Source organism: Nocardia sp. NPDC006982, from assembly GCF_042869435.1.
Classification (GTDB): Bacteria; Actinomycetota; Actinomycetes; order Mycobacteriales; family Mycobacteriaceae; genus Nocardia.
Map to the genome: position 1 here is coordinate 467,880 of NZ_JBIAFV010000002.1, position 13,162 is coordinate 481,041.

The 13,162-nt window shown below is 66.0% G+C and carries 16 protein-coding genes; 10 read left to right on the forward strand and 6 right to left on the reverse strand.

The annotated features are described in order from the left end of the window. Positions 1–85: 85 nt before the first annotated feature. The 3 genes from ACFYOW_RS11035 (at position 86) to ACFYOW_RS11045 (ending at position 3,388) form a co-directional block, all read left to right on the forward strand. Complete coding sequence (locus tag ACFYOW_RS11035) at positions 86–1,606, forward strand: adenylate/guanylate cyclase domain-containing protein (RefSeq protein WP_387287479.1); 1,521 nt, start codon at positions 86–88, stop codon at positions 1,604–1,606. Positions 1,607–1,610: 4 nt separating this feature from the next. After that, positions 1,611–2,720: a YbhN family protein gene (locus tag ACFYOW_RS11040; protein ID WP_387286716.1), complete on the forward strand. Its 1,110-nt coding sequence runs from the start codon at positions 1,611–1,613 to the stop codon at positions 2,718–2,720. A 305-nt stretch (positions 2,721–3,025) separates the two neighbouring features. Continuing rightward, positions 3,026–3,388: a DUF3054 domain-containing protein gene (locus ACFYOW_RS11045; RefSeq protein ID WP_387286718.1), complete on the forward strand. Its 363-nt coding sequence runs from the start codon at positions 3,026–3,028 to the stop codon at positions 3,386–3,388. Here ACFYOW_RS11045 and ACFYOW_RS11050 read toward each other — a convergent pair whose 3' ends face one another. Further along, positions 3,389–5,068: an NTF2-like N-terminal transpeptidase domain-containing protein gene (locus tag ACFYOW_RS11050; protein WP_387286720.1), complete on the reverse strand. Its 1,680-nt coding sequence runs from the start codon at positions 5,066–5,068 to the stop codon at positions 3,389–3,391. Positions 5,069–5,482: 414 nt separating this feature from the next. Between ACFYOW_RS11050 and ACFYOW_RS11055 the strand changes: the two genes are divergently transcribed. Together ACFYOW_RS11055 and aroQ are read left to right on the forward strand one after the other, a co-directional pair. Then, positions 5,483–6,064, forward strand: coding sequence for a hypothetical protein (locus ACFYOW_RS11055; protein ID WP_387286722.1), 582 nt, complete (start codon positions 5,483–5,485; stop codon positions 6,062–6,064). Between the two features lie 24 nt (positions 6,065–6,088). After that, positions 6,089–6,526 (forward strand): type II 3-dehydroquinate dehydratase, encoded by a 438-nt coding sequence (gene aroQ / locus ACFYOW_RS11060; RefSeq protein WP_387286724.1) that lies wholly within the window; start codon positions 6,089–6,091, stop codon positions 6,524–6,526. Between the two features lie 88 nt (positions 6,527–6,614). Here the strand turns inward: aroQ and ACFYOW_RS11065 are convergent, their stop codons facing one another. Then, positions 6,615–7,061, reverse strand: coding sequence for a nitroreductase family deazaflavin-dependent oxidoreductase (locus ACFYOW_RS11065; RefSeq protein WP_387286726.1), 447 nt, complete (start codon positions 7,059–7,061; stop codon positions 6,615–6,617). 305 nt (positions 7,062–7,366) lie between these two features. Beyond that, positions 7,367–7,726, reverse strand: a complete 360-nt coding sequence (locus ACFYOW_RS11070) for an Rv2640c family ArsR-like transcriptional regulator (protein WP_387286728.1) — start codon at positions 7,724–7,726, stop codon at positions 7,367–7,369. Positions 7,727–7,824: 98 nt separating this feature from the next. Between ACFYOW_RS11070 and ACFYOW_RS11075 the strand changes: the two genes are divergently transcribed. The 4 genes from ACFYOW_RS11075 to ACFYOW_RS11090 all read left to right on the forward strand — a co-directional run bounded on the left by ACFYOW_RS11075 (position 7,825) and on the right by ACFYOW_RS11090 (position 9,952). Continuing rightward, positions 7,825–8,355: an ArsI/CadI family heavy metal resistance metalloenzyme gene (locus tag ACFYOW_RS11075; RefSeq protein ID WP_387286730.1), complete on the forward strand. Its 531-nt coding sequence runs from the start codon at positions 7,825–7,827 to the stop codon at positions 8,353–8,355. Positions 8,356–8,422: 67 nt separating this feature from the next. Continuing rightward, entirely contained in the window at positions 8,423–8,800 is a 378-nt protein-coding gene (locus ACFYOW_RS11080; protein ID WP_387286731.1) for an ArsR/SmtB family transcription factor, read from the forward strand. Then, the gene (locus ACFYOW_RS11085; RefSeq protein WP_387286733.1) at positions 8,797–9,522 is read left to right on the forward strand and encodes an aquaporin; all 726 of its coding nucleotides are present in this window, start codon (positions 8,797–8,799) and stop codon (positions 9,520–9,522) included. The genes ACFYOW_RS11080 and ACFYOW_RS11085 overlap by 4 nt, the downstream gene beginning before the upstream one ends. 16 nt (positions 9,523–9,538) lie before the next feature. After that, positions 9,539–9,952: an arsenate reductase ArsC gene (locus ACFYOW_RS11090; RefSeq protein WP_387286735.1), complete on the forward strand. Its 414-nt coding sequence runs from the start codon at positions 9,539–9,541 to the stop codon at positions 9,950–9,952. Positions 9,953–9,980: 28 nt separating this feature from the next. On the opposite strand, the gene ACFYOW_RS11095 is transcribed toward ACFYOW_RS11090, so the two are convergent. Together ACFYOW_RS11095 and ACFYOW_RS11100 are read right to left on the reverse strand one after the other, a co-directional pair. Beyond that, positions 9,981–10,598: a TetR/AcrR family transcriptional regulator gene (locus tag ACFYOW_RS11095; RefSeq protein ID WP_387286737.1), complete on the reverse strand. Its 618-nt coding sequence runs from the start codon at positions 10,596–10,598 to the stop codon at positions 9,981–9,983. Positions 10,599–10,602: 4 nt separating this feature from the next. Then, positions 10,603–11,472, reverse strand: a complete 870-nt coding sequence (locus tag ACFYOW_RS11100) for an oxygenase MpaB family protein (RefSeq protein ID WP_387286739.1) — start codon at positions 11,470–11,472, stop codon at positions 10,603–10,605. A gap of 148 nt (positions 11,473–11,620) precedes the next feature. Here ACFYOW_RS11100 and ACFYOW_RS11105 point away from each other — a divergent pair, with 148 nt between their 5' ends. Then, entirely contained in the window at positions 11,621–12,736 is a 1,116-nt protein-coding gene (locus tag ACFYOW_RS11105; protein WP_387286741.1) for a glycerate kinase, read from the forward strand. A 4-nt stretch (positions 12,737–12,740) separates the two neighbouring features. Here the strand turns inward: ACFYOW_RS11105 and ACFYOW_RS11110 are convergent, their stop codons facing one another. Beyond that, positions 12,741–13,091, reverse strand: coding sequence for a winged helix-turn-helix transcriptional regulator (locus tag ACFYOW_RS11110; protein ID WP_387286743.1), 351 nt, complete (start codon positions 13,089–13,091; stop codon positions 12,741–12,743). Positions 13,092–13,162: the final 71 nt, after the last annotated feature.

Consider the following 13,162-nt stretch of genomic DNA (forward strand, 5'->3'; position numbering starts at 1 on the left):
CCGCAGAGCGCCGCAGACATGCTCGGATGAGCTGAACGCTAGATTGGTCATCGTGTCAGCGCCCTTGGAAGCGGTCAAACAGACCATGCGAACGCGCTGGCCGCTGTACCTGACATCGATGCTGTTGGCCAATGCCTTCGGCGCGGTCCTGGTGTGGGCGTTCATCCAATATGGACTCCCGGTTCCCGAAGGTGAGGCGGCCAGTGCGCGACGCACCGGCCTGGTGATTCCCGGCCTGGTTTTCACCACCGGTGGTTTGCTGAGCCTGGCCGCTTCGGCGCTGATGCTGCGTCCGGTCATGCGCTGGCAGATGCGCGGTGGGCCGCCCAGCCACCAAGAGCAGATGGCCGCACTGCACGCGCCGCTGCGCCAGGCGATCCTGCATCTGGTGCTGTGGTTGATCGGCGGCGCCATCCTGGCGGCCACCATCATCGTGGACGCGCCGGAGCTGGCGGGTGCCGTCATCGTCACCGAGTGTATGGCCGCGACAATCGTCTTCGGTTTCACCTACATGCTCGGCGAACGGATTCTGCGCCCAGTCGCCGCGCAGGCCCTCACCGAGGGCTCGTTCGACCACACGCTGACCCCGGGCGTCGGCACCAGGATGGGGATGACCTGGGGTATGGGCACCTTCGCGCCCACCATCGCCATCGTGCTGCTGTGCGTCACCCAGATCTCCTCGGACGTGAAATTCTCCGCGCAGTCGCTGGCCATCTCCATTCTGCTGCTGTGCGGCGTGGTGATCATGCAGGCGCTGGCGCTGTCGATGCTGACCGGATCCAGCATCTCCGACCCGGTGCGCCAGCTCAGCCAGGCCATCGACCGGGTGCAGGAGGGCGCTCGCGACGTACAGGTCGAGGTGTTCGACGGCAGCGAGATCGGACTGCTGCAGGTCGGCTTCAACCGCATGATGGAAGAGGCCGCCAAACGCCGCCAGCTGCAGGAACTCTTCGGCCAGCATGTCGGCGAGGAAGTGGCGCAGCGCGCACTCGACTACGGCACCGAACTCGGCGGCGAGACCCGATTCGTCGCCGTGCTGTTCGTCGATATGGTCGGGTCCACCGCGACCGCCGCGGAGCGACCGCCGACCGAAGTGGTCAGCCTGCTCAACGAGTTCTTCCGCATCGTGGTCGACGTGATCGACCGGCACCACGGCTTCGTCAACAAATTCGTCGGCGACGCCGCACTGGCGATCTTCGGCGCCCCGCTGGACCGCCCGGACGCGCCGACCGCCGCCCTGGCCGCCGCCCGTGAACTGCGCGAAGTCCTGCGCGAGGTGCCCGGACTCGATATCGGTATCGGAGTTTCGGCGGGCTTGGCCGTCGCCGGGAATATCGGCGCCGCAAACCGTTTCGAATACACCGTGATCGGCGATCCGGTGAACGAGGCATCACGCCTGACCGAACTGGCCAAGGATCAACCCGGCCGCGTACTCGCCTCGGGCAGCGCGCTGTATTTCGCCGATGAAAGTGAGCAGGACTCTTGGCTGACGGGCGAGGAAGTCCAGCTGCGCGGGCGGCGACGAAAGACCAGGTTGGCCTGGCCGAAGGATGGGACGGATCCGCACGTCGATGCAGACAGCGAAACAGTCGGTTCGTTAGGCTGACCGCGTGACGGCCAATGGGGAACTAGCCGGCGAGCCTGCGCCGCAGCCGTCCGACGACCCCGATAGACCGGCGAAACGTGGTCGCCGGAGCAAATTCTGGTGGGTCAAATGGGTCGCAGGCATCGCCCTACTGGCGTTGCTGATCGGCGAGGGCTACTACCTCTGGCCACGCTTACACGATTCCTGGAATAACCTCACCGAAATTCATTGGGGCTGGGTCGCCGCCTGTATCTGGTTGCAGGCACTGTCGATGAGCGGATTCAGCCGGGTGCAGAAGCAACTGCTGCATGCGGGCGGCGTCGAGGTCCGTCAGCACAAATCCGTCGCCGTCGTCTACGGCGCAACCGCCATGTCGGTGACGCTGCCTGCCGGACAGGTGTTCTCCACCACCTTCACTTATCGCCAGACCCGCCGGTGGGGTGCGAATCCGATCGTCGCCTCCTGGCAGCTGGTGATGTCCGGTGTGATCGCGACCGCCGGACTGGCACTGCTCGGCGTCGGTGGTGCGCTGCTGGTGGGCGACCGGGTCGGGCCTTTCAAGCTCATATTGTCGCTGGCCGGTGTGATCGCGCTGGTGTGGGCGGGCAACCACCTGTCGAAGAATCCGGGCGCGCTGGAAGCCGTGCTACGCCGCGGGCTAGCGCTGCTCAACCGGATCCGCAAACGCCCCGCCAAGCAGGGCATGAACAAGATCGCCGATGTGCTCTCGCAGCTGGAATCGGTGGATCTCGGCAAGCGCGACGGGGCAATGGTCGCGGGTTGGGCACTGGTGCACCGCTTCGCCGATGTGGCCTGTCTCGGCGCCGCCTGCTACGCGATCGGTGCCGATCCGAAGCTGGCCGGACTGCTGATCGCATTCACCGTGGGCAAGGCCGTCGGCTCGATCCCGTTCGCACCCGGCGGCATCGTCTACGTCGACGCGACCCTCATCTACGGCCTGACCGCGGGCGCGACCCTGCCCGCCTCCCAGGCCGTCGCCGCCGCCTTCGTCTACCGCCTGGTGAGCTTCGTCCTGGTCGCGATCATCGGCTGGATCGTCTTCGCCTTCCTGTTCCGCACTCCGCAGGCAGATGATGCCGAATTCGAGAAGGAGTTCGAACAGCGCCGCCTGTGACATTTGGCAGCGCCTGCGGCGCTGCGTGTTCGCGGCCCCCTGGTGTCTCGCGTCCGACCCCTTGCGAGCGACCTGCAAGCAGTCGCTAGCGGCGCCGTCGAGACTCGCGACTACGTCGCATGCGCTTCGACGACTCGGACGCGAGACGGGCCGCGAACGTCGCTCGTAAGACTCGCTCCGTCGTGGTCGGCAATGTGCGCATGGTTCAGAAACCGACGTACGCCGGACAAGATTGGTCGGTTAGCTAGAAGTGCCGCAGTGGTCGCGTCGCAACGACGGATGCGGGCACTACTACGCTGGCCAGCGTGAGAAAACTGGTGCCGTTGGTGGTGGACGCACTGCTGGTGATCTTGTTCTGCGCGATCGGGCGGCGCAGCCATGAAGAGGCGGTACTCACCGGACTGCTGAAGACGGTGTGGCCGTTCGCCATCGGACTCGCGATCGGCTGGGTGGTCGCGGTCGCCGTAGCCGGCCGGGTAAAGGGGGACGTCGACGGAACCGCCTTGTGGCCCACCGGGGTTCTGGTCTGGCTCGGCACACTGTGCGGCGGCATGCTGCTGCGCGTGATCAGCGGTCAGGGCACGGCATTCAGTTTCATCATCGTCGCGGCGTGTGTGCTCGCGCTGTTCCTGCTCGGCTGGCGCGCGGCCTTCCGGGCCATCAACTGATCACGGTTCCGGGTGGGCCAGCGATTGGAACAGCCTGGCCGCCATCCGCGCGGTCGCATCGCCGCTGTCGGCGTCGTTGATGTGGATCGCCAGCGCCAGATCCCCCGCGTTCGCGATGAGCCATGCGTCATTGCCCGCGGTGGCCATGAATCCGATGACATCGCGGTAGGGCCGCAGCGGCGCGAACTCCGGTCGGCCCGCGCCGTCGCGCAACATCGCGCGCAGCCGATCGGTGAGCTCCGGTGACATCTCGGGTACCTGTGCATCCGTGGCGCTCGGGTGTCCGGCCTCGATCATCGGTGGCGGCACCTGCCCGCGTGCGATGGCGGCCGCGGCGATCGCCATACCGAATGGGCTGGCCAGCACCGCATCCGTACCACCGCCCTGGCGCACCTGCTCGGCACTGCGACCCGCGATCGCGACCCGGCCGGTCACCTCGTCCAGTCCCGGCACCTTGTAATCGACACCGACGCCGAGATTCGGCGCGGATTCGGCCGCATCCTGCACCGAGACATCCTGCGGCGCCTTGTTCTTCAGCACCGCGGCGACATTGCGGAACAGATCGATATTGGTGCCGACCGGATAGAGCCCGGTGAACGCGACCGAACCGTGCTCACTGGCCTGCGTATTCTGCGCCACCGCCACGACCGCGCCGCTGGACGGCTGGATCGCCACGATCGAGGCGGGCGTCCCAACGCTCACCACCGCATCCTCGGCGGCACGCTGCAGGCGCTGATCCATGGTGGCCGCGATATCCGGACCGGGCGGGCCCTGGTAACCGGCGATCTGGCCGACGTAACGTCCGTCCTGTTCGAAAATCTGCACACCCCAACCGGAGTGCAGATCCTGGCTGTCCTGCCACACCTTGCGCAGCGCGTCCAGCATCGGCGACCAGGTCCGGCGGTCGGCGGAGATCAGCCGCGGCTGCTTCTCCATGACCACGCCGGGCACCCGGGCCAGCGCGGATTCCAGGATCGCGAAATCGGGTTCGCGCAGATTCACCGCGATGATCGGCTTGCCCTGTGAGGTCGACAGCTGCTGCATCAGCGACGCTCCGGTGATCAGCGGCGCGACCGGTGCGATGGCCTTGGCCAGCGCGTCGGTCGAGGCCACCGGGTCGGTCGTCTTGGCGGGATCGAGTTTGACCACATTGATGACCTGCTCGGTCATCAGCGCGTCGCCGACGATGTCCTTGACCCGCGGCGGCGGAGTGGGCATGGTGCGCACGAGCCGGACCGTGCGGTTGTGGTCCAGCTGCGGCATGACGACGGCGGGATCCCAGGAGATGCGCCAGCCGATCGCCAACTTCCGCACGTTGCCCTGCAGGCTGTATCGCCAGGTTTTGTTCTCGCCGAAGTTCCAGGCGACGTCCATGCTGAACAGGCCCGCCTCGCGGTCCAGGTCGATGAATTGGGTTTTCTGGTAGTCGACCTTGCCCGGCTGCAATCCGGCGAACATCTGCTTCAGTGTTGCGGATGCGGCCGTGGGATAAGAGGTGAGCTCTGCGGCCTTTGCATAGTTCTGCTCGTCGAGCAGTGCGGTGAAGCGATCGACGACGTACTCGGCTTCATTGCGCTTCGCCTCGGAACCACATGCCCCGATCGCGATAGCCAGCGCCACCACCCCCGAGAGTGCGATTGCGCCCCGGACGCGATAGCGGCGGGATCCCCACACATCCATGTCGCCCACTCTTTACTCTTGTCACTTCAGTAACAAGACCACCGTACCTGAAATTAGCTGCCCGCCGTGCCGCGGCAACCGGACGTTACCCATGCTCAGTATCTCCGATTGTTCCCGAAGCCCGTGCTTCGGCTGGTCGATCATGGACGTTCCCCGGTCCCGTTGCGACACCCGGCGCCGCAACCGTACCGGCCGGAACACGAACTTGTCAGAAAACGGCCCACGTCGGCGTTTCGGCCGCCCGCGTTGCCGTTTCGATCGCGCAGGGCCTCGTTGACCAGCACACACCTTTATCCGGCGTACCCGCACGGCCGGTGGGCGAAACGTTCGCACAGAGCGGAACCACGCGCGCGCATTGCGACGTAATCTTGTAATCAATGAAATACAGGCACCACAGTAAGTAGGTGAATCCCAATGAGGCATGAGCATCGGGGACGGGGCTTCGGACGACCGGGCGGCTGGCAGCAGGCCGATCTACCGGATCCCGCGGACGCCCCGGACTGGTTCGCCGGAAGGTTGCCGAGCGACTGGTTCGCCGGTCCGCCCGTCATCGAAATCGACCGGGACGAGATCGTGGTTATCGGTGAGCTCCCGGCCCCGGTATCGGAAAAGGAAGACACTCCCGCCGAGGAGGTTCCGGCCGCGACGAAGGAGGGCGCCGTCGCCCGCTTCCGCGAGACCACCCGCCCGGCCCGCATGCGGATCGCGAACGAGGCCCAGCGCCGCTACGGACGCAGCGTCGCGTGGGGCGTCTCCGTGGACGGCGAACGAATCATGTTCACGCACTTGGCGGTTCCGGTGATGACGCGACTGCGGCAGCCGGAGCGCAAGGTGCTCGACACGCTCGTCGATTCCGGTGTGGCACGCTCGCGCGCGGACGCGCTGGCGTGGACGGTGAAATTGGCGGGCAAGCATGCCGAGGCCTGGCTCGAGGAGTTGCGCACCGCCATGCGGAAAGTGGACGACCTGCGGTCGGAAGGTCCGCAGGGACTCTGAACAGGGCGGGCTAGTGTCTAAGCCATGTCGACACCTGGCCCGATCCTGGTTCTCAACGGCCCGAACCTCAATATGCTCGGCACCCGCCAGCCGGAGGTCTACGGGTCGGCCACGCTCGATGATGTCGTCCTTTTGTGCCGACAGACCGCCACCCGGTACGGCCGCGAGATCGATGCGTTCCAGTCGAATTCCGAAGGAGCGCTGATCGATCGGATCCACCGGGCGCGCGGCGTCGAGTCCGGGATTGTCATAAATCCCGGTGGGCTCACGCATACTTCGGTCGCACTGCGTGATGCGCTGGTGATTCCGGAGCTCCCGATCGTCGAGGTGCACATCAGCAATGTGCATGCGCGCGAGGAGTTCCGGCATCATTCCTACATCTCCCCCATCGCCACCGCGGTGGTGGCCGGGATGGGGATTCAGGGTTATGCCGCGGCCATCGAATTCCTGGTCCACCGCTAGCGACTGCTTGCAGGTCGCTCGAAAGGGTCAGCTAGCGACTGCTTGCAGGTCGCTCGAAAGGGTCAGCTGACCGGATCGGCTTGTCGCACTAGGCGAGTCGGAAGACCGGGAAGCCCGGGGCGATCTCGGCCAGCTCCGCGTCGGTGGCGTCCTTGGTGACACCCTCGAAGAATTTGCCGACCTCCCAGCCCCACTTCTGCAGGTAGAGGCGCAGCAGCGGCACTTTGTCCTCGTCGGCCACTTCGGTCGCGGTGAACACCTCGACCTTGCGACCCAGCCGCAGTTCACCATCGCCCGCGGCGCGCAGGTTCCGCACCCACTGGGTGTGACCGCGCGGCGCGACCAGGTAGCGCGTGCCATCGGTATCGGTCATCAGATTGACCATGGTGGTGCGCCATTCGCCACTCTTACGTCCGCGCACAGCCAACAGCCGCGACCCCATAACGCTGATGCCGAGGCGAGGCAGCCAGTTGGCAATCTTGTTCATGATCGGGTCCATGCCGGTCGGGGCGAGGTAGCGGGTGCTGGCGTTCATTTCCTACTCCTTTGTGAGCACTGCTCTCTGTTGAGATCAGTGTTCCACAGCCCTTCGCATCAAGTCAAGAGCACTGCTCTCTTTTCCTTGTCGTCCACTCAGCACCTGCACACCGGCCATGACTTCGCGATCGACGACGTGACCGCCGCGCGAGCCGATCTCGTCGTAATGGCCTGATGGGCGCCGCGCGGGTTCGTCCTCGTCGCACCGTTGCGACGGGCTGCTGTGAAGAACAAGGCGCATGACGAAGTCACGGCGATCCGGCCTGGCCATAGCATCGCCGGTGACCTCCCAGGAATGCCGGTTCAGCGGCAGCAGTTGGGGTCCAGGACCAGGCACAGCGCTGCGAGGGCGTCGCGCAGTGCGCGGTGGTAGGTGTTCATGCCCCGGCGTTCCGTCTCGACCAGGCCCGCTTTTCGTAGCTGGCCCAGGTGGTGGCTGGTGGTGGATTCGGCCAGTCCGATCGCCTGGGCGAGATCGCCGGTGTTCTCCGCACCGGCGGGGCTGGTGAGCAGCAGGGACAGCAGTTTTACGCGGACGGGTTCGGCGATTGCTTTCAGCCGCAGCGCTATTTCCAACGCGGCGGTGTCGTCGATCGGTGCGGCCGCGACGGGGGCGCAGCAGACAGGGGCGGACATGTCGATCACAGGCAGTGCCTTGGGCATGCAATCAACTCTAGCCACCTTGTTGACATATGTCGAAAAGGTGGGGCAGACTCGACCATGCCAGTATTTCGACATATGTCTCACAACTGGAGGTTCTCATGTCCCGCATCCAACTCGCCCTCAATGTCGACGATCTCGATCAGGCGGTGCAGTTCTACTCGACCCTGTTCAATGCCGAACCCGCCAAGCGCAAGCCGGGTTACGCGAACTTCGCCATCGCCGAGCCGCCGGTCAAGCTCGTGTTGATCGAGAACCCCGGCCAGGGCGGCAGCCTCAATCACCTCGGTGTCGAGGTGGAATCCAGCGATCAGGTACACGCCGAGCTTGCGCGCCTGTCGACGGCCGGGCTGTTCACCGAGGAGCAGATCGCGACCACGTGTTGCTTCGCCACCCAGGACAAGGTGTGGGTCACCGGCCCGGATACTGAACACTGGGAGGTCTACACCGTGCTCGCCGACAGCGAAACCTTCGGCACCGCACCGCAACTCGCCACCGGCGAGACGGTCGATGACGAGCATGCGGTGGCGGTGTGCTGCGGCACCGCCGCGGATGCCGCCGCCGAGGGGGCGTGCTGCGCCAGTGATGCCAAGAAGGATGCCGTCGCCTCCGGCGCATCCTGCTGCCGCTGACCCCTTCGTTGGTTCGTTAATCCGCTGTTCGTTTGCTCTTGGATTCGATAACCATCAATATCGATGCGTGTCGAATCGAGAGCTTTCGCTGACCGACGTGACCTCACCCGCGTGTGAGGTCACGCCCCTGGCTCGGCAACCGTTGACCGCGCAGGCCGCCGCTGATCTGGCGGCGGTGTTCAAGGCGTTGTCGGACCCGGTCCGGCTGCGCCTGCTATCGGTGGTGGCCGGCCACACCGGCCAGGAAGCCTGCGTATGCGATATCTCCGCGGGATTCGACGTCTCCCAGCCCACCATCTCCCACCACCTGAAGGTGCTGCGAGCGGCGGGGCTGTTGTCGAGCGAACGGCGCGGGTCGTGGGTGTACTACCGCGTCGAACCCGCCGCTCTGCACCAGCTTTCGCAGTTTCTGGACATCGCGCTGCCCGAGGCGATCGCGCGATGAGTGCGCTGTCGCGGCGGCTGCTCGCCGAGTTCGTCGGGACCGCGCTGCTGGTCTGCGCGGTCGTCGGTTCCGGCATCGCCGCCCAACAGCTCTCACCGCGAGACAGCGGCGTGCAGTTGCTGGAGAACTCGACCGCGACCGTTTTCGCGCTCGGTGTTTTGATCCTGATGCTCGGCCCGGTATCCGGCGCGCACTTCAATCCCGTTGTCTCGGTCGCGGATTGGTTGGCCGGACGCCGCCGCGGTACCGGACTCACCGCTACCGACCTCTCCGCTTACATCGGCGCGCAGGTCCTCGGCGGGATGGTCGGAGCGGTACTGGCCAACATCATGTTCGACCAGCGTGCCGTCCAGATCGCCACCCACCACCGAGTCACCACCGGGCACTTGGTCGCAGAGGTGGTGGCCACGGCCGGGCTGATCGCGGTCATCTTCGCCCTCTCCCGCACCGGCCGCGCCGCGATGTCGGCTGCCGCGGTGGCCGCCTACATCGGTGCGGCCTATTGGTTCACCAGTTCCACTTCCTTCGCCAACCCAGCTGTCACGGTCGGCCGGATCTTCTCCGACACCTTCGCCGGTATCGCCCCTACCTCGGTACCCGCGTTCATCGCCGCCCAAATCGTCGGCGCCGGTATCGGATTCGCCCTCATCGGACTGCTCTACCCCGACCCGGCACCAGCCGAAAACATCGTCGCACCGCGCCCCGTGACCGGTCCCGCTTGAAAGACGCACTCCTACGATGACATCCAAACCCAGTGTGCTGTTCGTCTGCGTCCACAACGCCGGACGCTCTCAGATGGCCGCAGCATTCCTCACCCACCTCGCCGGTGACCTGGTCGAAGTCCGCTCTGCCGGATCCGCGCCCGCCGACCAGGTCAACCCTGCCGCCATTGCGGCCATGCGCGAGATCGGGATCGATATCTCCACCGAGATCCCCAAAGCCCTCACCGTCGACGCCGTGCAGGGATCCGACGTCGTCATCACCATGGGCTGCGGCGACGCCTGCCCCTACTTCCCCGGCAAGCAGTACCTGGACTGGAAACTCGACGACCCCGCAGGCCGAGGCATCGACGCTGTTCGCCCCATCCGCGACGCCATCGAAAACCGCGTCCGCGGTCTACTCGACGAACTCGGCATCCCCGCCCGGTCATAGGCACATACAACTACGCCGCCGGTTCTCGTTACCCGGTGGCGGTGGGGATGAGGTGGTTGCGGGCGAAGGTGCGGGCGTCGTCGTCGGTTTCGAGGGGGAAGATGCTGTCGGGGATGAGGAGCAGGGTCAGGGAGAGGCGGGCGGCGATTTCGGCGGCGGCGTCGGGGTCGATGTCGCCGGTGTCGTCGGCGGCGCGGAGTTGTTGAGCGAAAAAGGTGCGCGCGGTTTCCAGAAGTGTTGCGCCGTAGGTGATTACGAAGGGTTTGCCGCCTTCGTCGGCGAGCAGGATGCGGTTGGTGAGCGGGTCGTCGCGCAGGGTGCGCAAGGCGATGGCGAAGCCTTCGGTGGCGCGGTCGCGGATATCGGTGTGGTCGGCGACCGCGGTGGTGATATCCGAGAGCACGCGCTGTAGCCAAGTGGTCAATGCGGTGGTGAGCAGGGCGTCCTTGCTGGGGAATGCTCGGTAGACGGTGGCGCGGTGCAGGCCGGCGCGGCGGGCGATGTGTTCCATGCGCACCCGGTCGATGCCGTGGTCGCGGAACTCGGCCAGGGCCGCGTCGATGATCCGGGTGGCCTGCGGGTCGCCTTCGGTATCGACAGCGAGTGCGTCGATACCGAAGGCGGCGGTCTGCCGAGCACTGCGCATGGGGTCAATCCTGCCCGAGAGCGCGCGCATGGCGCATACCCGCGCGGGCGCGTGGGTGATAGCGCAGGGGCTCGGGAATCAACGACCAGGTGTTGCGCACCAGGGCGGCAGTCGCACGGAACCGAGCCTGGTCAGCCTTGGTGTAGCGCAGGCCTAGGGTCGCACGGGCCGGTTCGGGCAGCAATGCGGTTGTGATGACCCGATATTCGGACATGATCAGCGGCCGCAGCAGCCGTTCGACCGGTTGCGGTAGGTACGGCAGCCGCATGCCGCTGGTGAGGCTGAGTTGCCGGGTGAGCCAGGCGGCGGCGGGAGTGTTTTCCAGTACTTCGCGGCAGGTGGTGTGGAAATACCGCTGGAAGGCGGCGTAGTCGTCGGGCATCGGGCGGTCGCTGACCCCGTAGCGGCGGTACCACGTCTTGGTCTGCTGGTAGAGCAGTTCGCGTTCGGTGTCGGTCAGGCCCTCGCCGAAGACGTCGGCCACGTCGATGACGGCTCGGACCATGGTGGCGTGGGCCCAGTAGTAGATGTCGGGGTTGAGGGCGTGGTAGCGGTGGCCGTGCTCGTCGGCGCCGCCGATATCGCGGTGGTAGTCGCGCACCCGCGCGCCGGTGCCCTGCCCGACTGGGTCGTAGACGGTACCAAGGATTTCCGGAATCGAACGCAGCACACGATCCCACGGATCGCCGAAGAAATCCGAATGATCGGTCACCCCCGCGCCGAGGCCGGGATGCATCAATTCCAAAAGGCCATACGGCGCTGCCACCAGGAATAACCGCAGGTCACCGGCATAACGCCACAGCAGCGTGTCCGGCCCGATCGGGGCGTCCTGCGGCGCGGACAGGTTGGTAGCGGCATTCAGGTGTGCGGTCATCGGCGACCCCTCCTCGACTTTGGTGCGACAAAATTACGATAACTGTCGCAGATGTCGTGATCAAGGTTGATCGGCGAGTGGTGCGCGAATGGAGCCGCCCCGAAGCGCACCACGTGCGCCCTTCGGCACCACCGCCGAGAATGTGGAGATGACATCCGCTCCCCGGGTAGTGCTCGCCCCGGACAAATTCAAGGGCTCGCTGACCGCCCCCGCGGTCGCGGCCGCCCTGGCCGCGGGCATCACACGCGCCCGTCCGGATGCCGAGATCCGGCAGGTGCCGGTCGCGGACGGCGGTGACGGAACCGTCGACGCATTCGTGGCAGCGGGCTGGGAACGGATCGAGGTCGATGCGCCCGGACCAACCGGCGCACCCGACACCGCCGCCTATGCGGTACACGGAACCACGGCCGTGATCGAATTGGCCGCAGCCGTCGGACTGACGAAACTACCAGGGGGACAACCAGATCCGCTCGGAGCCGACACCTACGGACTCGGTGTCGTCATCGCGCATGCGCTGAATCGAGGGGCAACCGATATCGTCCTCGGCTTGGGCGGCAGCGCCTCCACCGATGGCGGAGCGGGCATGCTGCGGGCCCTCGGTGCCCGAATCCTGGATGCCGAGGGCGCTGAATTATCCACAGGCGGAGCGGCTCTGGTGCGTGCCGCGCGACTGGACCGCACCGGATTGCATCCAGGGATCGCGACGGCGACCTTCACCCTGGCCTGTGATGTGGACAACCCACTACTCGGCCCGGCCGGGGCGGTCGCGGTATATGCGCCACAAAAGGGTGCGACACCGTCGGATCTGTCGATTCTCGAAGCGGCACTGACGAATTGGGCCACCGTCGTCGCACCGGAATTCGCGGAGGTTCCAGGTGCGGGTGCGGCCGGCGGCACCGGATTCGGCGCGCTCGCGGTGCTCGGCGCACAGGTGCGCAGCGGCATCGAGGTCGTGCTCGAACTCCTCGATTTCCCAACACTTCTCGACGGAGCCACCCTGGTTGTCACCGGCGAGGGCGCCCTCGATACCCAGAGCCTGCACGGCAAGGCCCCGATCGGCGTCTGCCACGCGGCGCGCAAGATGGACCTCCAGGTAGTTGCCGCGGTCGGCCGAACGCAATTGACGCGCAATGAGATCCGAGCGGCGGGCTTCACCGCGTGCTACGCCTTGGCCGATCTGGAACCGGACCCGGCCCGCTCGATCGCCGATGCGGCACGGCTCCTCGCTCGCGTCGGCGAACAAATAGGCGTCGACAACCTGTGAGTGCCTAGCCCGCCGTGGCGAGCAGATTGCCGAGCAGTTCGTCGCGGTGCTTATCACCCCAGGCTTCGAGCGGGCGCAGGGCGACTTCGAGTTCTTCGCCCAGCGGCGTGAGTGAGTATTCGACGCGCGGCGGGACTTCGGGGAAGACCTCACGATGCACCACACCGCTGGCCTCCAGGTGACGCAGATTTTCCGCGAGCACCTTCTCGCTGACGCCGGTGAGCAGCTTGCGTATCCGACCGAAGCGCTGCGGACCCGCGGCGAGCACCCACATCAGGTGCAGCTTCCATTTGCCGCCGACGACATCGATCGCCACCGACATGCCGCACACATCGTGATCCGCGTCACTGCTCATGCCCACCGCACTCCTTCTGAACTGGATTCGAACCTCGAGGTAAGCAACCACACCCGAACGTTCGGTCTTCC

What these genes read in the sequence shown, in the direction of transcription:
- ACFYOW_RS11035 (WP_387287479.1), top strand. Translation starts at nt 86, where the DNA reads ATGCGAACGCGCTGGCCGCTGTACCTGACATCGATGCTGTTGGCCAAT.
- ACFYOW_RS11050 (WP_387286720.1), bottom strand. Translation starts at nt 5,068, where the DNA reads ATGGATGTGTGGGGATCCCGCCGCTATCGCGTCCGGGGCGCAATCGCA.
- ACFYOW_RS11055 (WP_387286722.1), top strand. Translation starts at nt 5,483, where the DNA reads ATGAGGCATGAGCATCGGGGACGGGGCTTCGGACGACCGGGCGGCTGG.
- aroQ (WP_387286724.1), top strand. Translation starts at nt 6,089, where the DNA reads ATGTCGACACCTGGCCCGATCCTGGTTCTCAACGGCCCGAACCTCAAT.
- ACFYOW_RS11065 (WP_387286726.1), bottom strand. Translation starts at nt 7,061, where the DNA reads ATGAACGCCAGCACCCGCTACCTCGCCCCGACCGGCATGGACCCGATC.
- ACFYOW_RS11070 (WP_387286728.1), bottom strand. Translation starts at nt 7,726, where the DNA reads ATGCCCAAGGCACTGCCTGTGATCGACATGTCCGCCCCTGTCTGCTGC.
- ACFYOW_RS11075 (WP_387286730.1), top strand. Translation starts at nt 7,825, where the DNA reads ATGTCCCGCATCCAACTCGCCCTCAATGTCGACGATCTCGATCAGGCG.
- ACFYOW_RS11085 (WP_387286733.1), top strand. Translation starts at nt 8,797, where the DNA reads ATGAGTGCGCTGTCGCGGCGGCTGCTCGCCGAGTTCGTCGGGACCGCG.
- ACFYOW_RS11090 (WP_387286735.1), top strand. Translation starts at nt 9,539, where the DNA reads ATGACATCCAAACCCAGTGTGCTGTTCGTCTGCGTCCACAACGCCGGA.
- ACFYOW_RS11095 (WP_387286737.1), bottom strand. Translation starts at nt 10,598, where the DNA reads ATGCGCAGTGCTCGGCAGACCGCCGCCTTCGGTATCGACGCACTCGCT.
- ACFYOW_RS11100 (WP_387286739.1), bottom strand. Translation starts at nt 11,472, where the DNA reads ATGACCGCACACCTGAATGCCGCTACCAACCTGTCCGCGCCGCAGGAC.
- ACFYOW_RS11105 (WP_387286741.1), top strand. Translation starts at nt 11,621, where the DNA reads ATGACATCCGCTCCCCGGGTAGTGCTCGCCCCGGACAAATTCAAGGGC.
- ACFYOW_RS11110 (WP_387286743.1), bottom strand. Translation starts at nt 13,091, where the DNA reads ATGAGCAGTGACGCGGATCACGATGTGTGCGGCATGTCGGTGGCGATC.